The following is a 22739-nucleotide window of genomic DNA, read 5'->3' as shown; positions in this document are numbered from 1 at the left end:
TCCTTTAACGGGACCTGCCGTGCTTTCTACTGCCAACATCACGATGCAATTCGGGCCGAAGCCCTTGTTCGAGAATATCTCGGTCAAATTCGGCGAGGGCAACCGCTATGGTCTGATCGGCGCGAACGGCTGTGGCAAGTCGACGTTCATGAAGATCCTCGGCGGCGACCTCGAGTCGAGCGCCGGCAACGTCGCGCTGGAGCCGAACGTGCGTCTCGGCAAGCTGCGCCAGGACCAGTTCGCGTACGAAGACGTGCGCGTGCTCGACGTCGTGATGATGGGCCACACCGAGATGTGGGCCGCCATGACCGAGCGTGACGCGATCTACGCGAACCCGGAAGCCACCGACGACGATTACATGCACGCCGCCGAGCTCGAAGGCAAGTTCGCCGAATACGGCGGCTACGACGCCGAAGCGCGCGCGGGCGCGCTGCTGCTCGGCATCGGCATCGAGGAGAAATTCCACACCGGCACGATGAGCGACGTCGCGCCGGGCTGGAAGCTGCGCGTGCTGCTCGCGCAGGCGCTGTTCTCGAAGCCGGACGTGCTGCTGCTCGACGAACCGACCAACAACCTCGACATCAACTCGATTCGTTGGCTCGAGCACACGCTCAACGAGTACAACTCGACGATGATCATCATCTCGCACGATCGTCACTTCCTGAACGCGGTGTGCACGCACATGGCCGACATGGACTTCGGCACGCTGAAGGTCTGGCCGGGCAACTACGACGACTACATGCTCGCATCGGCACAGGCGCGTGAGCGCCAGGCCGCGGCGAACACGCGTGCAAAGGAACGTGTCGCCGAACTGCAGGACTTCGTGCGCCGCTTCTCGGCGAACAAGTCGAAGGCCCGTCAGGCGACCAGCCGTGCGAAGCAGATCGACAAGATCAAGATCGAGGAATTCAAGCCGTCGTCGCGCCAGAACCCGTTCATTCGTTTCGAGTTCGAGAAGAAGCTGCACAACGTCGCGGTCGTGGCTGAAGACATCACGAAGAAGTACGAGCGCACGATCTTCCAGAACTTCAACCTGTCGGTGCAGCCGGGTGAGCGCATTGCGATCATCGGCGAGAACGGCGCGGGCAAGACGACGCTGCTGCGTTCGCTGCTCGGCGCGCTCGCACTCGAGCACGGCACGGTGAAGTGGTCGGAGAACGCGAATGTCGGCTACATGCCGCAGGACACGTACGAGGAGTTCCCGAACGACATCACGCTGATGGACTGGATCGACCAGTACCGCAAGGACGGCGACGACGAAACGATGGTGCGCGGCACGCTGGGCCGCCTGCTGTTCTCGTCGGACGACATCAAGAAGTCGGTAAAGGTGCTGTCGGGCGGCGAGAAGGGCCGCATGATCTGGGGCAAGCTGATGCTCGGCCGCCACAACGTGCTGCTGATGGACGAGCCGACCAACCACATGGACATGGAGTCGATCGAGTCGCTGCAGATCGCGCTCGAGCAGTTCGAAGGCACGTTGATCTTTGTTTCGCACGACCGTGAGTTCGTGAGCGGGCTGGCGAACCGGATTATCGAAGTGCGTACGGATGGCACGCTGTTCGACTTCGGTGGCAATTACGAGGAGTTCCTGACAAGTCAGGGGCAGGAGTAATTGTCCTGACGCTTCCGTTCATGTGTTGCGGCCAGGCAATGGTACGAAGCCTGGGCGTATAGCAACGCGAAGCAGCCAGAAAGGCATCGAGCCCGCATCGACAGTATTGTCGATGCGGGCTTTTTCATTTCCGTGCCGATGAAGCACGGGCGTGCCGCGCATTCCCGTTTCCTTTCGTCATTCGACTTCGGGTAAATTACGCTCCAAATACCACCCTGAATTCCGACCCGGAGCCGCCCCCTCGATGCAGGACCATCCTTTCCCGCTCGACCTGTCCGGCCTTGCGCCAAGCCTGTATGCGCAGGGCACTGAGGAGGGCATCCTGGCACGCCTGATGGAGCGGATCGCGCCGACCAACCGCTTCTGCGTCGATATCGGCGCAAGCGACGGCCTGCGCAACAGCAACACCGCGCGGTTGCTGCGCGAACAGGAATGGTCCGGCGTGCTGGTGGAAGGCAGCGCGTACCGCTTCGGCAAGCTTGCCGCCCACTACGCGGGAGCGGAGCGCGTGAGTCTGCACCACGATCGCGTTCAGCCCGACACGATCGACACATTGCTCGCCGATGCGAACACGCCGGCCGACTTCGACCTCCTGTCGATCGACATCGACGGCAACGACTACTGGGTGTGGCGCGGCTTGCAGGCATTCCAGCCGCGCATCGTCGTGATCGAATACAACCCGTACTACACGCCGCCCGAGCGTTGGGTCATGTGCTTCAACCCCGACCACGAATGGGACGGCTCGACCTATTACGGCGCGAGCCTCGAATCGCTCGTCCATCTCGGCAGGCAGAAGGGCTATGAACTCGTCTGCTGCGACGACATGGGCAACAACGCGTTCTTCGTGCGGCAGGACCTGTATCCGCTGCTCGGCATCGCGAACAACGCTCCCTCGGTGCTGTTCCGCCCGGCGATGTACAAGGTGCGCTACGTCGGGAACAACACCTTCCTGACCGGCCATCCGTATCGATACGGGCCGGCCGAGCACATCTGAATGGACTCGCTCGCCACGACCTTCGACGAGATCCGCGATGCCTATGCGCTGGGCCGCAGCGGGCCGCCGCGCCAGGTCGGCGAACGCGTGTGGCACCTGCCGACCGATGACGGCGGCGTAGCGGTCAAGCTCTACGCGAGCGGGCATCACGCGCGTGCGGCCAAGGAAGCTGCCGTGCTCGCGCACTTCGAGACGCACGGCGATACGCGTTTCCATGTGCAGGCGTTGAAACGTACGGCAACCGGTGAACCGCTGTGGACGGGGGCAAATGCCCACGCGATGTTGACGCGCTGGGAAACCGGGCAGTTCAGAACCTACGACACGTTTTCGCCGGCCGAATGGGATGCACTCGGCGCGAGTCTGGGGGCGTTGCATCTGAGCCTCGAGCAGCTGCATTTGCCCGAAGTCGAAACGATCCGCGCACGGCTGACCGCGATCAACGCGGACGCGGTGCGCCGCAGTCTGCTCGACGCACTGGATCGCGCCCGCTCGAACCACAGCGCCGAAAACCTGCGCCGCTATGTCGATCTCGCACTGCGCATGCTCGACCGCTACTATCCGGGCAGCATCAACGCGTTTCCGGCCGACGATCCGCAGTACCCGATCCACAACGACTACAACCAGTTCAACTACCTGTTCACGGGCACGCTGCCGCCGCTCATCCTCGACTGGGAAGCGTCGATCGGCGCGCCGCGCGAGTACGAACTGGTGCGTTGCCTGAACCATCTGCCGCTGGAGGCGCCGCACCTGGCGGAAGCGTTCGTGCTGGCCTATCGGCGGACCCGACGGATCGATCCCGCACGCATTGCATGGGCGGTCGATGCCGCGTGTCTGCAGCACGCGCTCAAGCTCTGGATCGTGCAAGGCTGGCTCGACGACCCTTCGCGCTTTGCATCGCATCTGAACGGTGCGGTGACGATGGCGTCCGCGATGGTGGATGCGCGCGATCGTCTCGTCGATTTCTTTTCCCGTTGCATGGAAGCAGGACGCTGAAGTGAATGCGAATCTGAACCGGACTTCGAATCCGTCGCCGCCGGCCGATCGGCAGCATGTGTTTCCGCCGCCGCTGGATCGCGATTACCGCGTCGAAGACGGGCGCGTGCTGACGCGCTCGCTGGAAGCGCATATCGTCGATCACTGCAACCTGACCTGCGCGGAATGCTGCTCGCTGTCGCCGCTGCTGCCCGAGTGGTACGCGAGCCCCGAATCGCTCGAAGCCGATCTGCGCATGGCCGCGAAGGTGTTGCGCCCGCGGATGTTCAAGCTGGTCGGCGGCGAACCGCTGCTGCATCCTGCGCTCGTCGAACTCGTCCAGCGCGTGCGCGCCACGGGCATCGCGCCCGTGATCTCCGTCACGACGAACGGCCTGAAGCTCGGCGAGATGACGTGCGCGTTCTGGCAGGCGGTGGATGCGCTGACGATCTCGCGCTATCCGAAGCCGTCGCTGTCGCCCGATCTGGTCGCGCACATCGAGCGCCAGGCCGCACGCTTCGACGTGCGCCTGAACTGGAAGGTGCAGGACGTGTTCACGACGATGAATCGCGTAGAGCCCGGAACCGATCGCGACGAAGCGCAGCGCCTTTATCACGATTGCTGGATCCGCGAGCGCTGCCATATGATTCGCGACGGCATGTTCTACACCTGCACGCGTCCGGCGCATTTCCATACGCTCTACAAGGGCGAGAAGGATTTTCAATCCGACGGCCTGCCGTTGCGTAACGACACCGCCATGCTCGACGCAATGCTCGCCTATCTGCAACGCGAGGCGCCGCTCGAAGCGTGCCTGCATTGCCAGGGCGGCAGCGCGCCGGTGGCGCCGCATCGCATCCTCAAACGCATTGAAGTGGACTCCTTGAAGCCTCGTTATCCATGATCGTCGGCACGCGCGACCTGTTCGGCTTCGACCGGCTTCACTACCATCCGCGCAGCGGTGCGACGGCGTCCGGTATCGGGGCCGTCCTGCACGCGTCGGGGCAACCGGCCGGCGAGCCGGACGCGGCGGCCATCGCGGGCTACCTGAACGGCGAGCGGCTGGTCGGCCGCACCGTGTTGCGCGACGTGCGCGCGGTGCCGCCCGGTCATGCGCTGATTCGTTCGCCGCAGGGGCTGACCGTGCAGCCGGCACCCGAGCGGCCGCAGCATGCCGATCTGGAAACCGTGCTGAGCGCGTCGCTGCAACGTGCGCTCGACAGCGGCAGGCGCGTCGCGCTGGCGCTGAGCGGCGGGCTCGATTCGGCGCTGCTGCTCGCGTTGTTGCGCGAACTCGGCGCGCAGCGGCACGTGACGTCCTACGTCCTCGTGACCGACATGCCCGACTATTGCGAACGCGATGCCGCACTCGAACTGGCCGCGCAGATGCAGGCGAACGTGAAGATCGTGCGCGCGAACGAGGCCGATTTCGTCGCGGCGCTGCCGAGAACGACGCATGCGGTCGAGGAGCCGATGTTCAACCTGCATCCGGTCGCGAAGCTGCTGCTCGCCGAGGCGATGGCCGCGGACGGCGTCGAGGTGGCCATCACCGGCGACGGCGCGGACCAGGTGCTGCGCCGCGACCAGTCGGCCAACTATCTGCCGCTGTGCCATGCGCTGTTCGACGCGGCGTCGGTCGACCTGCATCCGCCGTTCGTCGACGCGGCCGTCGTCGCGCATCTGACGAGCATCGCGCCCGATCCGGACAAGCAATGCCTGCGCGATCTCGGTGCACGCTTGAACCTGCCGGACCGGCTCGTGCACGGCCCCAAGCGCGGGCGGCTCGCCCCGGCGATGGACCTCGCGGCGCTGCTCGACCGCGACCGCACACACGCGCTGGCCGGCAAGCTCGGCCTGGCCACACCCACGCTGCAGACGGACAACGAACGCGTGCTGTGGACGACGCTGTCGCTGATCCTCGATCATTTCGACCACCTCGATGCCGCGCATCGCCCAACCTGAGTCGTTCATGAAACGCATCCTGTTCTGCGTGGTGCCCGAGAAAGGGCACGTCAATCCGTGTATCGGCCCGGCCCAGCATCTGCGCGATGCCGGGTGCGACGTCGCGTTCTATGCGCCGGCGGACATCAGCGCACAGCTCGACGGTGCCGGCGGCTTCGAATTCGTCGGGCCGCGCGAGACGCCCGAGCGCCACGACCTGTCGCGCGGCGCGAGCTTCGCCGCGAACATTCGCGACGCGGACTGGCTGCGGCACTGGATCCGCACGCTGCTGATCGATCTCGCGCCCGCGCAGGTGGACGGCATCCGTGCGGTGCTGCGCGACTGGCGGCCCGACGTGGTCGTGATCGATCCGCTGCTCTATGCGGCGGCGATCGCCGCGGAGCTGGAAGGGCTGCCGTGGGTCTCGATGTCGAATTCTCTGAATCCGGTGCTGCCGGACGAGCTCGATTCGGAACTGCTGCGCACGGTGCGATGGCTCGCGCCGGAACGCACGCGCCTGTTCGCGCGCTACGGGCTCGATGCGCGTTTTCGCGGATGCGACATCCTTTCACCGCACCTGACGCTCGCGTTCACGACCGACGCGCTGGTCGGTGCGCCGCCGCCCGGTGTCGAGCTGGTCGGCCCGGCGCTGCCGTCCGGCCCGCGCGGCGACGAGACGCCGTTCCCGTGGGAACGCCTCGATGCGGACCGTCCGCTCGTCTACATGTCGCTCGGCAGCCAGCTTTACTACCATCCCGATGTGTTTGCGAAGGTCATCGACGCGACGCGCGCGACGTCGGCGCAACTGGTGCTGTCGGTGGGCGAACTGGTCGATTCGGATCTGCTGCCGGCCGACGACGAACGTGTGGTCGCGGTGCGTTACGTGCCGCAACTGGCGCTGCTGCAGCGCACGCACGCGTTCGTCAGCCACGGCGGCGCGAATTCGGTGATGGAGTCGCTTGCGTGCGGCGTGCCGATGCTGCTGTCGCCGTTCTGCAACGACCAGTTCCATTCGGCGCACTTCGTCGAGCGGGCCGGTGCGGGGTGCGTGCTGGATCTGCAGCAGGCCGGCGTGGCGGAGATTGCCGATGCGCTCGAACGCCTGTTGCGGCCCGGGACGTTGCGCGAGCGGGCGGCGCGGATCCGCACGAGCTATGCATCGCGCAACGGTTCTGCCGAGGCCGCGCGCCTGATCAGCGCACTCGCTTCAGGAAACCGCCTGGCGACAGCGTCATGAGGACGCGGTCCTCGATGTCGTAGTCGACCTCGAACCGGTCGTCGCGGGCCAGGAATTCATGCGCGGCGGTGGCCGGGTTGTTGCCTTTGCCGTACGGCTTGCCGTCGAACATCGACGCGGGCAGGTACTCCATGATGGTATCCATCACGATCGCGTAGCTGCCGGGCGTCACGAGCGGCGCATAGCATTCGAGTTCGCGCAGCACGTGCGCGTGGGTGTGCGTGAGATCGAGGATCGCCATCACGCGCGCGCCGTCATCGATCTGTGTGCGCACCGACGCGAGCGTGTCGGCCGCGCACGATTCGCCTTCGATCAGCGTCATGCGGTGGGCGAGGCGGTGCGATTGCAGGCGCTGCCTGACCTCGTCGCGCAGGCGCGGCTCGATCGCGATGACCCGGCCGCTGTCGCCGGCCAGTTCCAGCATCGACGCGGAGAATACGACGCCGCCGCCTGCCGCGATGCCGGTCTGCACGATGCAGTCGGGACGCTCGCGCCAGATCAGTTCCTGGAGCGCGAGCATGTCGCCGGGCAGGTGGAAGAAGCGCTCGCCGAGCCAGCGCGTCTGGAACAGATGGTCGAATTCGGCAGCGCGCGTCAGCCATTCGATATTGATGTCCCGCATGCGGGCCGAGGGACGCTCTGACATGGTCAATGCAACGAGTAGGAGTGACGTGAAAACGCTGGAACCGTGGCTTCACCGGTACTGGAACATCGAGCCGGCGCGCCTGCAGGCGCTGGCGTCGGGCCATACTAACAAAACGTATCTCGTCGAGTGCGATGCGGGGCGCGCGGTGTTGCGCGTGTCGTGGTCAGGCAAGCCGGTCGAGCAGGTGCATCGCGAGGCCGCGATACTCGGCCATCTCGACCCGTCGCGTACGGCGCCGATGCTGCCTGCACTGCCGCGACTACGACCGACCGTGGACGCACAGTCCGGTGTGCGGCTGCCCGATGGAAGCTGGTTGCATCTGTTCGAGCATATCGACGGCAGCCCCGGCCTGCCGGACGATGCGGAGGCGGGCGCGATCGATGGAATTCGTGCGCTTGCGCATCTGCATGCGGCGATGGTGGTGATACCCGTGACCGAATCGGCGCCGCTGGCCTGGTTGTCTGCGCGCCACGCACGTGTAGCAGCGCGAGCTGCGCCGTCGTTGCCGGGGGACTTGAGCGGCCACTACGAGACGATGATTCGTCGGATCGGTGCACATCTCGACGCTGCCGAAGAGTGGCTGACGGGGGCGGTGCACTGGCTGCACGGCGACTATCACGCGGGCAACCTGCTGTATGTGGGGCATGCGGTGAGCGGCGTGCTCGATTTCGACGATGTCGGGCAGGGCGCGCAGTGGCTCGAAGTGGCCTTTGCGCTGTTCGCGCTGTCGCGCGATGCGGGCAGGGACGATCGCTTCGTATTCGATGCGCAGCGCTGGGACGCCGGCCTGCGAGCCTATGCCGCGACGCGGGCCGATGACGTGCCGAACTGGATGCACGACCGCCGCGATGCATTGATGGGCCTGTTCTGCGCGGACCAGACACTGATCCATCTCGAAGCCGCCCAGCGCGGCCTGTGGACACCGGGGCCGGGCATCGGCTTTCTCGGCGGCTGGTGGCAGTTGCTGGATGGCGCGGTGCCGGGGCGCTAGCCGGCTGCTGCGTCAGCGCTGCCGATTCAGGGACAGCAGGAACAGGCGCACCGCTTCGACCGTATTGGGCCGCGCGTCGCCGTGCCGCGATCCGTCGTGCATGCAGAACAGCACGTCTTGTTGGCGCGCCGCGCGGGCGTCGACATGTGCACACATCGCGTCGAACAGTGCCTGCGGCGAAGGCGCCGGCCGCTGCCAGTCGTCGAGTATCGCGGTCCAGCCCGTGTGTTCGCGCTGCAGCCGCGCGAGCACGCCGGCGCGATTGTCCTGCGGCATCAATCCGTAAGGCAGGCGCAAAGGAATCGTGTCCGGCACGGGAACGCCGGCGCGGCGATAGGCTTCGCGGATCAGCGCGTCGGTCGTCTCGATCTCGTCGATCAGCGCATCGTCCGCCAGTGCGCCGGGCTTCGCGTGCGAATGGGTGTGATTGCCGAGTCGATGGCCTTCGCTCGCCATTCTTGTTGCGACGTCGAGCCCGCCGGCGAGATGCTGGCCGAGCAGGAAGAAGGTCGCCTGGCAGGACGCGGCGTGCAGGACATCGAGCAAGAGGGGCGTCGACGGGCCGGGGCCGTCGTCGAAACTGAGGCGAATGGACATCGCGGGTGGGTGCGCCGTTCAAGGTGTACCGGAGGAACGATAGCGCAAGTCGCGGCGAGCGGCGGCAGGCGCATCCTTCGGCCGGCTACTGGAGCGGCTCGATCGCCAGCGGACAGGTGCCGATCCGATGCAGCTGCGTGCCGGTCCACTCATAGAAGAACCGGGCGGCCTTCGCGCTGTTGTCGTCGCAATCGTCGTTGAAGCAGCCCGCGACGATCAGCAGCCTGCTGCCGGGCCGGAAATCGACGCGCTCCTCGTCGTTGCCCATCACGCCCGCGATGGCCTGCACGCCGGGCATCGTGTACGTCGCGCCCGTGTACTTGTCGACGATCGCGAAATTCCGGCAATCCGTTCCGCAACCCCAGATCGCGACCCGGTAGTGGCCGGCAAAATTGGCCGGTTGCGTGAATTCGTCGCGAATGACGGTGCGGTAGAGGCGGGCTTCCTTGCTGGTCAGGCGGGGCGCTGCGGCCGGCTTGCGCGGCGCGCTTGCCGCGGGTGCCGGATAGCGGTCGAACGATGGCGACGGGCAAGCCGCGGTCATCGTTGCGGGTGCCGCATGGGAAGCCTCGGAACAGGCTATCAACGCGGCCCATGCGCAGGCCATCAGCTGGAGTATGTATTTAAGTGTCATGTGATCGTCGGCAATGAATGCGGTGTAATTGAGCCGTACGTACAGCGATGTACCTCAAGGACGTGTGATGACGATCATAAGATGCTTAGCTCGTCGAGAGGTTAGATCAGTGGTCGAGAGCAGGTGAGGTACAGCTGGACTTACTGTTGTTCTTGCCGGACGTCATCAACGAGTCAGTGAAGGTGCTCTTGAGGGTGCGGCCGCATGCCAGGGAAGGGGCCTGGGTCAACGTAATGTAAAAACCCATCCGCAGTGTAGGCGGATGGGCGTTGCGATGATCTGCGGTGAAAATTTGAGTGAATATTCTATTTTAATGGTTTATTTCTTATCAAAATTTTCTTTCTTCGGCAGGTGGCATGTTGCTTTGGGCGGCAGTTCGGGTTCAAAGCTTTCCTCGCATTTCCTCTAAAATTATCCCGCGCTTCAACCTGTCGTCGGAAATTGGTGCGAGTGATTCAACTGCCGCAGCTGCACGTTTGAAGTAAGGGACGGATTTGTCGTGTCGAGAGAGTGTGTCGATTAATTTCCCTGCGTATTTGTCTGCGGATTTTGAATTTAATTCGGGCATGTCTTTTCCGGCGATCAATTCCGCTACCAAGGAAATCAAGTGCCATTTAAATTTTCCGAGATTTTTTGAGATAATCCCGTTGGATCTCAGGAGGTGAAATCGATAAAGGGCTAGTGCGGCTGCATAATAAATTGATTCTTTGTTCTTTTCCGAGAATATTTTCTCTCCAAGTTGGTCATACATTTGCTTTGGGTACTTGTAGGAGAGGTCTGGGCGTCGTAGTAGCATTGCACAAACGCATTTTGCGACTATGTAGAGAGAAAATATTCGAATCGCCGGAATTTCAAGGCCGACGAATTGGCGGTCACGCCTTTCAAAGTAAAGTCTTGATTCGTCGCCGTCGAACGAATTGAAGTATTGCTCGATTCTTTTGACGATTGGGCGAAGTGAATAAAATTGATTGTCGTCAATTTTTGATTGGCTGTTTGTGGCGCGGACTAGGTCGGCAAATATGTCTTCATTCTTTGTCTCGACAATTTTCAAATTAACCATGACGCTCTGGTTTAGAGAGTGGCGGTGTTCGAAGAGGACGTTTGATGTCTGGCATCCGTTGACGATTTGAAAATTTTCGAGATGTATTACATTTCCTTGTACTCGAACGTCGGGGCTTACGATTGTGATCCCATTGTTCATGACGGGAAAGCGCGTGGAAGCCTTTGCGTCACTAAGGGTGCTGCCAATGGATGCGTTGACAGGATTGTCGGGGCCTAAGAAGGCGCGAACATTTTCATCGAAAACCTGAGTTCTAAGTGCCCCATCTTTTGCAGTCAAAAGCTCGTCAACAATATCTTTTGCTTTTGCGACTACCAAATAAGCCTCATCAACGCCGGCAATTGGTGGCAGGGCTGCGCTGCTAAATACTGGAAGTGCTGCTGATACGCCAGAGTAGGTTTGTACCCATAAGGTAGTTATTTCTTCTCGACCGATAACTTTGATATCGACATTTGCAAAATAGCCTAAAGCGATGGCTTCTGTTTCAAATTTTTTTACCGCGCGCTCAATGGCAATCGGTTTTTCATATTTTCCAGTGGCGGCATATCGGGCGGTGAGTCGTGGTTTTCCGCCTCGAATTTTTGGTACCTTGGAAAGGCAGAAATTGTATGTTTCATTCGCGGATTTTAGGACGTCGTCCACAGATTCGTAAGGATCTGCTTCAAGAAATCGCATAACACCTTCTTTGAACTTGAGGAAATCTCCCAGATCAAATGATTCGCTTGTTTTTGATTGGACGAAGACGAGTTCGACATCGTTATTTCGCTTATCTGATCCGAAAATAGTTTCGGCATCTTCCTTGGAGAGGCAGATTTCCTCGTTAATAATGACGGAAACTCCGTCAATTCCATCTTCGTCTGGTCCAGTGGTTATTTCAGATGCATCGAAACTTGCGCCTACTCTATCAAATACTATCGAGTAATTACAGAATGATTCAAATCGCTCGGACTCTGTAAGCTGTTCTAAGCTGCAGCTTGTGACATAGCTTTCAAGGTGGGATTTTATGATTTTGTGCATCGTGGCTCCTGGCGTGTGTTTTTTACCGATTTATTCGAATAAATTTTCTTTTGAATCAATGATGCTGTGAGTGGTGAAGTATAGCTAGTAATCAACGTGTATGGTTGTAAATTTGCGTCAGCGTATGAAGGTGTAGAGTAAGTGTGAATTGATGCGGGCATCATTGATTTGACAACAAGTGCGCAAGGTGCAGCGTCAATGGGAATCTGGTTGGTTTTCCGTCCTGGGCAGCAGCGTCTTGGTGTAACGGCCGCAATAGTCGTGGCTATCTGCATAGATGCCGACCGCTAGTGCTGCTGGCAGCATCGCTTCGTCAGCTTGAAAGTAGCACTTGGTATGATTTCCGGTACCTGTCAAGCTTTGTCAAATTGTGGCGATATCACGATGCCTGACGTTTCAGGCCGCATCTGAAGGCTGTATTGCACGGGTTGATTGAGTATCCTTTGATTCGATTCGCGGTACTCATGCCATCACAACCGGGAGGCTTCACATGAATGCACGTCTATACCGCGCGACCGTTGCCGGCGCGCTGATCGGATTGCTCGCGCCGTTTTCGGTGGCGCATGCGCAGCTTGGCGATGTCCTGAAGCAGGTCGGCGGCGGTGGCGATTCAGGCGGTAGCGCGGGCGGTGCGCTCGGCAATCTCGGCGGCCTCGGCGGTGCATTGACGGGCGGGGGCGGTTCGTCGCTGATGCCGGGCAGCACCGGCAACGTCGCGGGCCTGCTGCAGTTCTGCATCCAGAACAACTATCTCGGCGGGGCGTCCGGCGGCGCGTCGTCGGTGAAGGACGCGCTGATGGGCAAGCTCGGCGGCAACGCGTCGTCCGATAGCGGCTATACCAGCGGCGCGAGCGGGGTCCTCGATGCCGGCAACGGCAGCAAGCTCGACCTGAGCGGCGGCGGCCTGAAGCAGCAGGTCACCAAGCAGATCTGCGACAAGGTGCTGACGCAGGCGAAGTCGTTGCTGTAAGCGTCTCGGCGCGTGGTGGTGCAGGGGGCGGTGCGACGCGCGCCGCGCCCGTCGATCGTCGCGACTGCCGCGCGCGCATCGACGAACAGACGGGCGGCCGCGCGATGCCGCGGCCCGCACGCATGGATTCAATCGGCCAGCCGCTTGTCGGCGAGCGCCTTGCAGCAATCCTCGTAGACCCATTGCACGAGTTTCGCCCGATAGTCGAGATCGTCGGTATCGACGATTTCCTCGACCGCGTCGCGTGCCCACGACGCATCGACGAATCCGGCATGCCGCTTCGCGATGTCCTGCGCGAGCGCCGCGAGCCTGGCGATCACGAGCCAGTCGGCCTGACGGTGGTGGCGGTCGAGCCAGCGGTGCGCGGCCTGGACCTGGAACGTGGCGTCCGGCCACGATTCGTTGAGGTAAAACGCGCCGAGGTTGCCGCAGGTGAGCCAGCAAAGCAGCTCGAGGCGGTCTTGCGAGCCGAGGATATGGGGTGCGTCGGACATGGCAGCGCTCACGAAATACGTCGATTCCGGGCGGCGCCGGTTGCAATGGGCCGGTGCCGATAATAAAAACATAGCACGATGCGGGCCCGGCCGCGCACCCGGGCGGATGCTGACGTGGCGGCGGCGAAACAGGCGCTGCGCCGGCGTGGACGGCCGACGGCGGAGTGAGGGTGCGGCGGGAACGGAAAGTGCGCGAATGCGCGGGGCACCACTCGGGAAGATGCAGCCGGGAACCGGCCGCTTGCGCCGCCAAGCGGGCCCGTTGCAGTGCCCGCCGCAGCCCGGCGTACGGGCCGGGCTGCCGATGCGCGGGATCAGGTCGTCGTGTGCGTGGCGCGCGCGATCGAGCGGATGCTGCGCTCGACGCGGATCAGGATGATCAGCACCGCGAGCGACACGAACGAATACAGCGCGACGAGCGCGGCGACGCCCGCGTAGCGCGCGGTCTGGCCATTCTCGGCAGCCGTTTCTTCCGCGGCCTTCTTCTCGTCGTCGATCGCGGTCCGGCGTGCGTCGTAGCGCTCGGAGAAGTCGCGCATGACGGCCGACACGATGTCGGTGTATGCCTGCTCGCGCGCATATTCGTCGCCGTGACCGGTGACCTTCTTCTTGACGCTGGCCGCGACGTCCGCACGCGACAGCACCTTGTCGAGATAGGCGATCTGCTGCTCGTAGTACGCGACTTCCGGATGGCCGTCGTCACTGAGCACGCGCTGGAACGACGGCTCGTACGCGTCGCGATCGACCGCGTAGTCCGGCGACAGGGCCGCCCGGCCGTGCTTCTGCACGATGCCCGACAGTCGCGTCGACAGGCTCAGCGCGGGCGACGCGTTGTCGTCCTTGGCTGCCGCGCCGTCGGCGGCCGGCGTGGCCTTGGCGGGCGCATCGTTTTCCCACGCGAACGATGCCGGATCGACCTGGATGGCCGAATCGACTTTCGGCGGTTTCGACAGGCGCGCATCGAGTGCGACCGCGCCGAATATGACTCCGCCGATCAGGACTGCGGTCGCGAACAACAGCACGATCACGCGCAATACCTGAAGATAGCCGCCCTCGATTTTGGTCAGGATGCTCAAGGCATTCTCCTTTCTTATGATGAATGAGGCGCCGAGGCTAAAGACCTTTCTAATGGCTGTCAATCGTCACACCCGCCGACCGAAACGCTCGCTAGAATGTCGGCTTTCCTGGAGGCGGAAAGCGATGAAAATCTACGACCAGTTCTATATCGACGGCGCGTGGCGCAAACCGGCCGGCACCGGCACGATCGACGTGATCGACTCGGGCACCGAAGCCGTGATCGGGCGGATTCCGGAAGGCGTCGCATCCGACGCGCAGGACGCGATCCGCGCGGCGCGCGCAGCCTTCGACGCCTGGGCGGCCACGCCGCCCGCGACGCGCGCGGGCTACCTGCGCAAGATCGTCGAGCATCTGCTGGCGCGCAGCGAGGAACTCGCGCAGTCGATCACCGGCGAAGTCGGGATGCCGATCAAGCTGTCGCGCGCGATCCAGGTCGGCGGCCCGATCTACAACTGGAAGGCGTACGCGAAGCTCGCCGAGTCGTTCGAGTTCGAGGCACAGGTCGGCAACTCGCTCGTCGTGCGCGAGCCGGTCGGTGTCGTCGCGGCAATCACGCCGTGGAACTACCCGCTCAACCAGGTCACGCTGAAGGTCGCACCGGCACTGGCGGCCGGCTGCACGGTCGTCCTGAAGCCGTCCGAAGTCGCGCCGCTGAACGCGTTCATGCTCGCTGAAGCGATTCACGAAGCCGGGCTGCCGGCCGGCGTGTTCAACCTCGTGTGCGGCTACGGCCCGGTGGTCGGCGAGGTGCTGGCCACCGATCCGGACGTCGACATGGTGTCGTTTACGGGCTCGACGCGCGCCGGCAAGCGCGTGGCCGAGCTGGCCGCCGCGGGCGTCAAGCGCGTCGCGCTCGAACTGGGCGGCAAGTCGGCGTCGGTGATTCTCGACGATGCCGATTTCGCGACGGCGGTGAAGGGCACGGTCAACGCGTGCTACCTGAACGCGGGGCAGACCTGCTCGGCACACACGCGCATGCTGGTGCCGGAAGCGCGCTACGACGAGGCGCGCGCGATCGCGAAGGCGGCGGCCGAAACCTACGTCGCCGGCGATCCGCGGCAGGATGCGACGCGCCTCGGCGCGCTGGCATCGGCCGTCCAGCAGCAGCGTGTGCAGGACTACATCCAGCGCGGGATCGACGAAGGCGCGGAACTCGTGACGGGTGGCACGGGCCTGCCGGAAGGGCTGGATAAAGGCTTCTTCGTGAAGCCGACCGTGTTCGGCCGCGTCGATCCGAAATCGACGATCGCGCAAGAGGAAATCTTCGGGCCGGTGCTGTCGATCATCACGTATCGCGATGAAGACGAGGCTGTGCGGATCGCGAACGATTCGCCGTACGGGCTCGGCGGCGCGGTGTGGGCCGGCAGCGACGAACGCGCGATGGGCATCGCGCGCCGCATCCGCACCGGACAGGTCGACATCAACGGCGGCGCGTGGAACATGGCCGCGCCGTTCGGCGGCTACAAGCAATCGGGTCACGGCCGCGAGAACGGCGTGTACGGGCTCGAAGAATATCTCGAGTACAAGTCGATGCAGCTCAAGCCCGCGAAGCCGGCCTGAGCGTTTCTCACGGCCTGAACCGGAAACGGCACGCTTGCGTGCCGTTTTTTATTGACGGCCGTCAAGGTGCGCGTCGGTGGATCGTCGATCATCGCGGTTCCGATGTTCCGACGAGGTTTCAGATGACCGTATGCACTTCCTTTCCGCCGTTGACGATCCGCGGCCGCACCTTGTTGCCTGTCGTGCAGGGCGGCATGGGCGTCGGCATCTCCGCGCACCGGCTGGCGGGCAGCGTCGCGCGCGAAGGCGCGGTCGGCACGATTGCGAGCATCGACCTGCGTCACCATCATGCGGACCTGCTCGCGCGTTGCCGCGCGCAACCCGATCGCGCGACGCTCGAGGCCGCGAACCTCGAGGCACTCGCTCGCGAGATCCGTCTTGCGAAGACCTACAGCGAAGGGCGCGGGATGATCGCGGTCAACGTGATGAAGGCCGTGAGCGCGCATGCAGACTACGTGCGCGTCGCATGCGACGAAGGCGCCGATGCGATCGTGATGGGCGCGGGCTTGCCGCTCGACCTGCCCGATCTCACGCAAGGACACGACATCGCGCTGATTCCGATCCTGTCGGACAGCCGCGGGATCGCGCTCGTGCTGAAGAAGTGGATGAAGAAGGGGCGCCTGCCCGACGCGATCGTGATCGAGCATCCGGCGCATGCGGGCGGCCATCTCGGCGTCACGCAGATCGACGACATGCACGACGGCCGCTTCGATTTCGCGCGCGTGCTCGACGAGACCGCGCAGGTGATGGCGTCGCTCGGGCTCGCGCGTGAAACGATCCCCTTGATCGTTGCGGGCGGGATCAACAGTCATGACACGGTGCGTGCGGCGTTCGAGGCGGGCGCGAATGGCGTGCAGGTGGGGACGCCGTTCGCGGTGACGGAAGAAGGCGATGCGCATCCGCACTTCAAGCGCGTGCTGGCCGATGCGACGCCCGACGACATCGTCGAATTCGTCAGCGTGACGGGGTTGCCCGCACGCGCGGTGAAGACGCCGTGGCTCGATCGTTACCTGCGCAACGAGACACGCATCCGCACCAAGCTCGGCGCGCTGAAGCAGCGTTGCCCGACCGCGCTCGAATGCCTGAGCGTATGCGGCTTGCGCGACGGCATCGAGAAGTTCGGCCATTTCTGCATCGACACGCGGCTGGCCGCTGCATTGCGCGGCGACGTCGCGAACGGGCTGTTCTTCCGTGGCCGCGAAGCGTTGCCGTTCGGCCGTGCGATCCGCAGCGTGCGCGATCTGCTCGACCTGCTGCTGACGGGCTGTGCGACGGAGCCTGCGGCAAACCGTCCCACGTTTACGCTGGCTTGACGGATATCAAGACGATGAAAAGACCCTACAGGGAGAATGGAAACCATTCTTTGGGGGTCCGTACCATGCATAAAACGATTCGAACTTGTGTCACCGCAGCGGCCGTTGCTGCCGCTTTCGCCGCGATGCCGTCGCTGTCGCACGCGGCCTCGCCGGGCGAAGGCATCAACCAGGGCGACGTCCTGGTCCGGCTGCGTGCAATCAGCATCCAGCCGAACGAACGCGCGAGCGACACGCTGGGCGCGCTCAACGTCGGCGTGAACAACGCGATCGTGCCCGAGCTCGACTTCACGTACATGATCCGCGACTACCTCGGCGTCGAACTGATCCTCGGCACGTCGCGGCACCAGTTGACGTCGAGCCTCGGCAATCTCGGCGGCGTGGGCGTGCTGCCGCCGACGCTGCTGCTGCAGTACCACTTCAACCATGCCGGCAAGGTGCGTCCGTATGTCGGCGCGGGCGTGAACTACACGTACTTCTACAACAACGGGCTCAACGTTGGCGGGCAGGGCGTGTCGATCAACAAGAGCAGCTTCGGCCCCGCGTTGCAGTTCGGCGTGGACGTGCAGGTGACGAAGAAGATTTTCATGAACGTCGACGTGAAGAAGATCTGGATGAGCACCGATGCGACGCTTGGCGACAAGGGCATCGGCACGCTGCACATCGATCCGCTGATCGTCGGCGTGGGCGTCGGGATGAAGTTCTAGACGCGGCGGGAAAAGAACAGAGTTGGGGTTGGCGGCATGGCGGTCGGCATGCCGCTTTTTTTTTGCGCGGCGGATTTACAGCTTGTCGTACTGGAAGCGCATCGCGGTGCCTTCGCGCGAGATGCGTTCCCACACCGCGCGTTTTTCGTCGTCGCTCAGGAACACCCAGTTCGACACTTCGGCGGCCGTGCGGCCGCAGCCCTTGCAAACTTCGTCGAAGAGGGTCGAGCAGACGCCGATACAGGGGCTGTCGGGCAGGTCGTGGAGATTGGAGGCCATCGGAAGGGTTCACGCAGTTGAATCGTCAGCCGCCATTTTAATGCATCGCGGCCGGACGGTCGGACGGGTGCGGCCGGCATGCCGTACCGGTGCAGCGGCATGACAGTACGGCCGGGCTCGGGCACAGCCGCCGGGCGGTTCGCGTCCGGCCGGTGAACGCGGTTTTGCCGCCGCCTGTTTTTCCCGGTGGACAGCCGCCGATTACCCGATAGAATTCCCCGGGAACGCCCTGCCGCACGGGCGGCCAGCCTGGCCGGCGGCGGGAATTTGTTCCGTTTGCGCGACACCGGCATGATTTTTTTGTGACGGGGCGCGAATGATGGTAGTTTTCGGGGTTTTCGAGGGGCGGCGTGCCAGAATGCGCCGCCATGACGAGGCAGACGGCAGCCGGACACACGGTCCGGTCGGAGGGAGAACGGGATGAAAGCAAATGTAGTGGGCCGGTTCGCAGCGCTCGCGCTGTGCGTGGGTGCATCGGCGGCAGCGGCGAAGGATACGCAGCTCAATGTCTATAACTGGTCGGACTACATTGCGAAGGACACGATCCCGAACTTCGAGAAGCAGACGGGCGTCAAGGTCCGCTACGACAACTACGACAGCGACGACACGCTGCAGGCGAAGCTGCTGACGGGCAGCTCGGGCTACGACATCGTCGTGCCGACCAGCAACTACGCGGGCAAGCAGATCGCCGCCGGCATCTTCGCGCCGCTCGACAAGTCGAAGCTGCCGAACCTCAAGTACCTCGATCCGCAACTGATGGCGCTCGTCGCGGGTGCCGATCCGGGCAACAAGTTCTCGGTGCCCTGGGCATACGGCACGACCGGTCTCGCATACAACCTGACGAAGGCGCAGCAGGCGCTCGGCAAGGTGCCGCTCGACAACTGGGACATCCTGTTCAAGCCGGAAAACCTCTCGAAGCTGAAGACCTGCGGCGTGTCGGTGCTCGACGCACCCGACCAGATGTTCGCGGCGACGCTGCACTACATCGGCAAGGATCCGATGAGCACGAACCCGGCCGACTACAAGGCCGCGATGGAAGTGCTGAAGAAGATCCGCCCGTACATCACGCAATTCAACTCGTCGGGCTACATCAACGACCTGGTCGGCGGCGACATCTGCTTCGCATTCGGCTGGTCGGGCGACGTCGTGATCGCGAAGCATCGCGCGATGGAAGCGAAGAAGCCGTACAAGGTCGAGTACTACATCCCGAAGGGCGGCGCACCGGTGTGGTTCGACGTGATGGCGATCCCGAAGGACGCGAAGAACAAGGATGCCGCGCTGCAGTGGATCAACTACATCGAGGATCCGAAGGTGCACGCGGCGATCACGAACGCGGTGTACTACCCGAGCGCCAACGCCGAGGCCCGCAAGTACGTGCGGCCCGACGTCGCGAACGACCCGGCCGTCTATCCGCCGGCCGACGTCGTGAAGACGCTGTTCCTGCTCAAGCCGCTGCCGCCTGAAATCCAGCGCCTGCAGACGCGTCTGTGGACCGAGCTGAAGTCGGGCCGCTGACACGCGCCGATGTTCCCAGTAGTCATGAAGCCCCTGGTGCCCCCGGGGGCTTTGTTCGTTCAACGCAGGAGAGAAGCAGCACATCATGAATAGCCAGTCGGGTGCGCCGGTCGCGGGCGCGCCGTCCTCCGTTTCCTCCTCCGGCGCCGATGCGCGCGCCGAGACCTTTGTCCAGATCGTCGACGTCGTCAAGAAATTCGGCGACACCGAAGCCGTGCGCAGCGTCAACCTGACCGTGCGCCAGGGCGAGCTGTTCGCGCTGCTCGGCAGTTCGGGCTGCGGCAAGTCGACGTTGTTGCGGATGCTCGCGGGCCTCGAGACGGTCACGTCGGGCAAGATCCTGATCGACGGCGAGGACCTCGCGCAGATGCCGCCGTACAAGCGGCCTGTGAACATGATGTTCCAGTCGTATGCGCTGTTCCCGCACATGTCGGTCGAGTCGAACGTCGCGTTCGGCCTCAAGCAGGAAGGCACGCCGAAGGCCGAGCTGAAGGAGCGTGTCGCATCCGCGCTCGAACTCGTGCAGATGAGCAAGTACGCGAAGCGCAAGCCGCATCAGTTGTCCGGCGGCCAGCAGCAGCGTGTCGCGCTCGCGCGCTCGCTGGTCAAGCGGCCGAAGCTGCTGCTGCTCGATGAGCCGATGTCCGCGCTCGACAAGCAGATCCGCCAGCGCACGCAGATCGAGCTCGTCAACATCCTGAACAAGGTCGGCGTCACCTGCATCATGGTCACGCACGACCAGGAAGAAGCGATGACGATGGCCAATCGTCTCGCGGTGATGAGCGAAGGGCAGATCGTGCAGATCGGCTCGCCGAACGAAGTGTACGAATATCCGAACAGCCGCTTCTCGGCCGAATTCATCGGCTCGACGAACCTGTTCGACGGCGTCACCGTCGAGGACGAACCCGACCACGTGTACATCGAGTCGCCGGAGCTGCCGAGCCGGCTGTACGTCAGCCACGGGATCTCGGGCCCGCTCGGGATGCCGGTCACGGTGTCGGTGCGCCCCGAACGGATCGCGCTCACGCGCAAGCCGCCCGAAGGCGCGTTCAACTGGGCGCGCGGCCGGATCAGCAACGTCGCATATATGGGCGGCTACTCGCTGTATCACGTGAAGCTCGATGCGGGCAAGACGGTGATCGCGAACGTATCGAGCCTTGCGATTTCGGAGCTCGACACGCCGGCGCTCGGCGACGAGATCTACGTGCGCTGGAGCGCGACCGCGGGCGTGGTGCTGACGTCATGACCACGTTCAAGTCCCTGCTCGAGTGGCCGGTGCGGCGCTTCAACCTGACGGGCGCCACGGCGGTCGTCGCCGGGCCGTTCACGTGGCTCGTGCTGTTCTTCCTCGTGCCGTTCGTGCTGGTCGTCAAGATCAGTTTCGCGGAGCTGCAGCTCGGCATCCCGCCGTACACGGAACTCGCGTCGTACACCGACGGCGTCGTGCACGTCGCGCTGAACCTGTCGCACTACGCGTTCCTGTTTACGGACAGCCTGTATTTCGCGACCTACGTGAACTCGGTGTGGGTGGCCGCGATCACGACGCTGCTGTGTTTGCTGATCGGCTATCCGATGGCGTACTACATCGCGCGCTCGAACCCGGCGACCCGCAACCTGCTGATGATGGGCGTGATGTTGCCGTTCTGGACGTCGTTCCTGATCCGCGTGTACGCGTGGATCGGCATCCTGAAGAACAACGGGCTGCTGAACAACTTCCTGATGTGGATCGGCCTCACGCATACGCCGATCGAGCTGTATCGCACCAACTACGCGGTGTACATCGGGATGGTGTATTCGTACCTGCCGTTCCTCGTGATGCCGCTGTACGCGCACCTCGTGAAGATGGACCTGCGCCTGCTCGAAGCCGCGTACGACCTCGGCGCCAAGCCGTGGAAGGCGTTCGTGCAGATCACGCTGCCGCTGTCGAAGAACGGGATCATCGCGGGCTGCCTGCTCGTGTTCATCCCGGCGGTCGGCGAGTACGTGATCCCCGAGCTGCTCGGCGGCGCGAACACGCTGATGATCGGCCGCGTGATGTGGAATGAATTCTTCAACAACGCAGACTGGCCGATGGCGTCGGCGGTGACCTGCGCGATGGTGCTGCTGCTGCTCGTGCCGATGGCGATGTTCCAGCACTTCCAGGCGAAAGAGCAGGGAGGCCGTCGATGAAGCCGAATCGTTACCTGCAGTTCGCGGCGCTGTTTGCCGGCTTCGCGTTCCTGTACATCCCGATCATCAGCCTGATCGTCTATTCGTTCAACGAGTCGAAGCTCGTCACCGTGTGGTCGGGCTTCTCGTTCCGCTGGTACTCGGCGCTCGTGGAAGACGACGAGTTGCTGACGGCCGCGTGGCTGTCGCTGAAGATCGGCGTGCTGACCGCGTTCGCGTCGGTGATCATCGGCACGTGGGCCGGCTTCGTGCTCGCGCGGATGGGACGCTTTCGCGGTTTCGCGCTGTTCAGCGGGATGATCAACGCGCCGCTCGTGATTCCCGAGGTGATCCAGGGGATCTCGCTGCTGCTGCTGTTCATCGAGCTGGCGAAGTGGATCGGCTGGCCGGCCGAGCGTGGCGTGTTCACGATCTGGCTGGGTCACGTGATGCTGTGCATCTCGTATGTCGCGATCATCGTGCAGTCGCGCGTGCGCGAGCTGAACCCGTCGCTGGAAGAAGCCGCGCTCGATCTCGGCGCGACGCCGTTGAAGGTGTTCTTCACGATCACGCTGCCGCTGATCTCGCAGGCGTTGATCGCGGGCTGGCTGCTGTCGTTCACGCTGTCGATCGACGACCTCGTGCTGTCGGCGTTCCTGTCGGGCCCCGGCTCGACGACGCTGCCGCTCGTGGTGTTCTCGCGCGTGCGGCTGGGGCTGAACCCGGAGATGAACGCGCTCGCGACGCTGTTCATCGTCGCGGTGACGGCCGGTGTCGTGATCGCGAACTTCGTGATGCTGCGGCAGGAACGCAAGCGGATGGCGGGGTTCGCGACCTGACGTTCGGGTTGTGATCGCGGCTGTTAAAAAACGCCCGGTGCCGACGACGAGTCGGGCCGGGCGTTTTGTTTGGCGAGATGGGCTCGCGAAAGTGCCTGTCAAAGGCCGCGAAGAAGCTCCGAACTGTCGGCGGACGCCA

22 protein-coding genes are annotated in these 22739 nt (G+C 63.4%); 15 read left to right on the top strand and 7 right to left on the bottom strand.

Annotated features, from left to right (window positions below; all coding sequences use genetic code 11):
- Positions 1–19: 19 nt before the first annotated feature.
- The 6 genes from BCEP18194_RS15400 to BCEP18194_RS15375 all read left to right on the top strand — a co-directional run bounded on the left by BCEP18194_RS15400 (position 20) and on the right by BCEP18194_RS15375 (position 6753).
- Positions 20–1612 carry an ABC-F family ATPase gene (locus tag BCEP18194_RS15400; RefSeq protein WP_011352218.1) on the top strand — a complete coding sequence of 531 codons (1593 nt, stop codon included), beginning with the start codon at positions 20–22 and terminating at the stop codon, positions 1610–1612.
- 244 nt (positions 1613–1856) lie between these two features.
- The gene (locus BCEP18194_RS15395; protein WP_011352217.1) at positions 1857–2606 is read left to right on the top strand and encodes an FkbM family methyltransferase; all 750 of its coding nucleotides are present in this window, start codon (positions 1857–1859) and stop codon (positions 2604–2606) included.
- Positions 2607–3599, top strand: a complete 993-nt coding sequence (locus BCEP18194_RS15390; protein WP_011352216.1) for a phosphotransferase enzyme family protein — start codon at positions 2607–2609, stop codon at positions 3597–3599.
- A 1-nt stretch (position 3600) separates the two neighbouring features.
- Positions 3601–4479: a 4Fe-4S cluster-binding domain-containing protein gene (locus BCEP18194_RS15385; protein WP_041492858.1), complete on the top strand. Its 879-nt coding sequence runs from the start codon at positions 3601–3603 to the stop codon at positions 4477–4479.
- Entirely contained in the window at positions 4476–5537 is a 1062-nt protein-coding gene (locus tag BCEP18194_RS15380; protein WP_011352214.1) for an asparagine synthase-related protein, read from the top strand. The genes BCEP18194_RS15385 and BCEP18194_RS15380 overlap by 4 nt, the downstream gene beginning before the upstream one ends.
- A 7-nt stretch (positions 5538–5544) precedes the next feature.
- The gene (locus tag BCEP18194_RS15375; protein ID WP_041493086.1) at positions 5545–6753 is read left to right on the top strand and encodes a glycosyltransferase; all 1209 of its coding nucleotides are present in this window, start codon (positions 5545–5547) and stop codon (positions 6751–6753) included.
- Here the strand turns inward: BCEP18194_RS15375 and BCEP18194_RS15370 are convergent.
- Positions 6710–7399 (bottom strand): cephalosporin hydroxylase family protein, encoded by a 690-nt coding sequence (locus tag BCEP18194_RS15370; protein WP_011352212.1) that lies wholly within the window; start codon positions 7397–7399, stop codon positions 6710–6712. The genes BCEP18194_RS15375 and BCEP18194_RS15370 overlap by 44 nt on opposite strands.
- A 25-nt stretch (positions 7400–7424) precedes the next feature.
- Between BCEP18194_RS15370 and BCEP18194_RS15365 the strand changes: the two genes are divergently transcribed.
- A complete protein-coding gene (locus BCEP18194_RS15365; RefSeq protein ID WP_041492857.1) occupies positions 7425–8390 on the top strand; it encodes a phosphotransferase in 966 nt (321 codons plus the stop codon).
- 12 nt (positions 8391–8402) lie between these two features.
- On the opposite strand, the gene BCEP18194_RS15360 is transcribed toward BCEP18194_RS15365, so the two are convergent.
- From BCEP18194_RS15360 to BCEP18194_RS39715, 3 genes are all read right to left on the bottom strand, one after another.
- The gene (locus BCEP18194_RS15360) at positions 8403–8987 is read right to left on the bottom strand and encodes a polysaccharide deacetylase family protein (RefSeq protein WP_011352210.1); all 585 of its coding nucleotides are present in this window, start codon (positions 8985–8987) and stop codon (positions 8403–8405) included.
- 85 nt (positions 8988–9072) lie between these two features.
- Entirely contained in the window at positions 9073–9621 is a 549-nt protein-coding gene (locus tag BCEP18194_RS15355; RefSeq protein WP_011352209.1) for a hypothetical protein, read from the bottom strand.
- 382 nt (positions 9622–10003) lie between these two features.
- Positions 10004–11698 carry an AIPR family protein gene (locus BCEP18194_RS39715; RefSeq protein WP_011352208.1) on the bottom strand — a complete coding sequence of 565 codons (1695 nt, stop codon included), beginning with the start codon at positions 11696–11698 and terminating at the stop codon, positions 10004–10006.
- 490 nt (positions 11699–12188) lie between these two features.
- Between BCEP18194_RS39715 and BCEP18194_RS15350 the strand changes: the two genes are divergently transcribed.
- On the top strand, positions 12189–12668 hold the full coding sequence (locus tag BCEP18194_RS15350; RefSeq protein ID WP_011352207.1) for a DUF2501 domain-containing protein: 480 nt from the start codon (positions 12189–12191) through the stop codon (positions 12666–12668).
- A gap of 128 nt (positions 12669–12796) precedes the next feature.
- Here the strand turns inward: BCEP18194_RS15350 and BCEP18194_RS15345 are convergent, their stop codons facing one another.
- Both BCEP18194_RS15345 and BCEP18194_RS15340 read right to left on the bottom strand, forming a co-directional pair.
- A complete protein-coding gene (locus BCEP18194_RS15345; RefSeq protein WP_011352206.1) occupies positions 12797–13162 on the bottom strand; it encodes a hypothetical protein in 366 nt (121 codons plus the stop codon).
- A gap of 314 nt (positions 13163–13476) precedes the next feature.
- Positions 13477–14238, bottom strand: a complete 762-nt coding sequence (locus BCEP18194_RS15340; protein ID WP_011352205.1) for a hypothetical protein — start codon at positions 14236–14238, stop codon at positions 13477–13479.
- Between the two features lie 124 nt (positions 14239–14362).
- On the opposite strand from BCEP18194_RS15340, the gene BCEP18194_RS15335 reads away from it, so the two are divergent.
- The 3 genes from BCEP18194_RS15335 to BCEP18194_RS15325 all read left to right on the top strand — a co-directional run bounded on the left by BCEP18194_RS15335 (position 14363) and on the right by BCEP18194_RS15325 (position 17819).
- Positions 14363–15799, top strand: a complete 1437-nt coding sequence (locus tag BCEP18194_RS15335) for an aldehyde dehydrogenase family protein (RefSeq protein ID WP_011352204.1) — start codon at positions 14363–14365, stop codon at positions 15797–15799.
- A 122-nt stretch (positions 15800–15921) separates the two neighbouring features.
- Positions 15922–17112 carry an NAD(P)H-dependent flavin oxidoreductase gene (locus BCEP18194_RS15330; protein WP_011352203.1) on the top strand — a complete coding sequence of 397 codons (1191 nt, stop codon included), beginning with the start codon at positions 15922–15924 and terminating at the stop codon, positions 17110–17112.
- Between the two features lie 65 nt (positions 17113–17177).
- Positions 17178–17819 carry an OmpW/AlkL family protein gene (locus tag BCEP18194_RS15325; RefSeq protein ID WP_011352202.1) on the top strand — a complete coding sequence of 214 codons (642 nt, stop codon included), beginning with the start codon at positions 17178–17180 and terminating at the stop codon, positions 17817–17819.
- Positions 17820–17894: 75 nt separating this feature from the next.
- Here the strand turns inward: BCEP18194_RS15325 and BCEP18194_RS15320 are convergent, their stop codons facing one another.
- Complete coding sequence (locus BCEP18194_RS15320; RefSeq protein ID WP_010095552.1) at positions 17895–18098, bottom strand: DUF1289 domain-containing protein; 204 nt, start codon at positions 18096–18098, stop codon at positions 17895–17897.
- Between the two features lie 420 nt (positions 18099–18518).
- On the opposite strand from BCEP18194_RS15320, the gene BCEP18194_RS15315 reads away from it, so the two are divergent.
- The 4 genes from BCEP18194_RS15315 (at position 18519) to BCEP18194_RS15300 (ending at position 22600) form a co-directional block, all read left to right on the top strand.
- Positions 18519–19613 carry a polyamine ABC transporter substrate-binding protein gene (locus BCEP18194_RS15315; protein WP_011352201.1) on the top strand — a complete coding sequence of 365 codons (1095 nt, stop codon included), beginning with the start codon at positions 18519–18521 and terminating at the stop codon, positions 19611–19613.
- Between the two features lie 85 nt (positions 19614–19698).
- Positions 19699–20859, top strand: a complete 1161-nt coding sequence (locus BCEP18194_RS15310) for an ABC transporter ATP-binding protein (RefSeq protein WP_011352200.1) — start codon at positions 19699–19701, stop codon at positions 20857–20859.
- A complete protein-coding gene (locus BCEP18194_RS15305; protein WP_011352199.1) occupies positions 20856–21782 on the top strand; it encodes an ABC transporter permease subunit in 927 nt (308 codons plus the stop codon). Before BCEP18194_RS15310 ends, BCEP18194_RS15305 begins: the two co-directional genes overlap by 4 nt.
- The gene (locus tag BCEP18194_RS15300; RefSeq protein WP_011352198.1) at positions 21779–22600 is read left to right on the top strand and encodes an ABC transporter permease subunit; all 822 of its coding nucleotides are present in this window, start codon (positions 21779–21781) and stop codon (positions 22598–22600) included. The genes BCEP18194_RS15305 and BCEP18194_RS15300 overlap by 4 nt, the downstream gene beginning before the upstream one ends.
- Positions 22601–22739 lie beyond the last annotated feature (139 nt).

The sequence above is a fragment of the Burkholderia lata genome (assembly GCF_000012945.1).
Lineage (GTDB): Bacteria > Pseudomonadota > Gammaproteobacteria > Burkholderiales > Burkholderiaceae > Burkholderia > Burkholderia lata.
This window is presented reverse-complemented; position numbering and strand designations above follow the sequence as displayed.

Excerpts from the sequence above, each read along its gene's own strand:
- BCEP18194_RS15325 (WP_011352202.1), top strand. The coding sequence starts at position 17,178 with ATGCATAAAACGATTCGAACTTGTGTCACCGCAGCGGCCGTTGCTGCC.
- BCEP18194_RS15305 (WP_011352199.1), top strand. The coding sequence starts at position 20,856 with ATGACCACGTTCAAGTCCCTGCTCGAGTGGCCGGTGCGGCGCTTCAAC.
- BCEP18194_RS15350 (WP_011352207.1), top strand. The coding sequence starts at position 12,189 with ATGAATGCACGTCTATACCGCGCGACCGTTGCCGGCGCGCTGATCGGA.
- BCEP18194_RS15335 (WP_011352204.1), top strand. The coding sequence starts at position 14,363 with ATGAAAATCTACGACCAGTTCTATATCGACGGCGCGTGGCGCAAACCG.
- BCEP18194_RS15360 (WP_011352210.1), bottom strand. The coding sequence starts at position 8,987 with ATGTCCATTCGCCTCAGTTTCGACGACGGCCCCGGCCCGTCGACGCCC.
- BCEP18194_RS39715 (WP_011352208.1), bottom strand. The coding sequence starts at position 11,698 with ATGCACAAAATCATAAAATCCCACCTTGAAAGCTATGTCACAAGCTGC.
- BCEP18194_RS15300 (WP_011352198.1), top strand. The coding sequence starts at position 21,779 with ATGAAGCCGAATCGTTACCTGCAGTTCGCGGCGCTGTTTGCCGGCTTC.
- BCEP18194_RS15315 (WP_011352201.1), top strand. The coding sequence starts at position 18,519 with ATGAAAGCAAATGTAGTGGGCCGGTTCGCAGCGCTCGCGCTGTGCGTG.
- BCEP18194_RS15370 (WP_011352212.1), bottom strand. The coding sequence starts at position 7,399 with ATGTCAGAGCGTCCCTCGGCCCGCATGCGGGACATCAATATCGAATGG.
- BCEP18194_RS15390 (WP_011352216.1), top strand. The coding sequence starts at position 2,607 with ATGGACTCGCTCGCCACGACCTTCGACGAGATCCGCGATGCCTATGCG.
- BCEP18194_RS15310 (WP_011352200.1), top strand. The coding sequence starts at position 19,699 with ATGAATAGCCAGTCGGGTGCGCCGGTCGCGGGCGCGCCGTCCTCCGTT.
- BCEP18194_RS15320 (WP_010095552.1), bottom strand. The coding sequence starts at position 18,098 with ATGGCCTCCAATCTCCACGACCTGCCCGACAGCCCCTGTATCGGCGTC.
- BCEP18194_RS15330 (WP_011352203.1), top strand. The coding sequence starts at position 15,922 with ATGACCGTATGCACTTCCTTTCCGCCGTTGACGATCCGCGGCCGCACC.
- BCEP18194_RS15345 (WP_011352206.1), bottom strand. The coding sequence starts at position 13,162 with ATGTCCGACGCACCCCATATCCTCGGCTCGCAAGACCGCCTCGAGCTG.
- BCEP18194_RS15380 (WP_011352214.1), top strand. The coding sequence starts at position 4,476 with ATGATCGTCGGCACGCGCGACCTGTTCGGCTTCGACCGGCTTCACTAC.
- BCEP18194_RS15395 (WP_011352217.1), top strand. The coding sequence starts at position 1,857 with ATGCAGGACCATCCTTTCCCGCTCGACCTGTCCGGCCTTGCGCCAAGC.
- BCEP18194_RS15375 (WP_041493086.1), top strand. The coding sequence starts at position 5,545 with ATGAAACGCATCCTGTTCTGCGTGGTGCCCGAGAAAGGGCACGTCAAT.
- BCEP18194_RS15355 (WP_011352209.1), bottom strand. The coding sequence starts at position 9,621 with ATGACACTTAAATACATACTCCAGCTGATGGCCTGCGCATGGGCCGCG.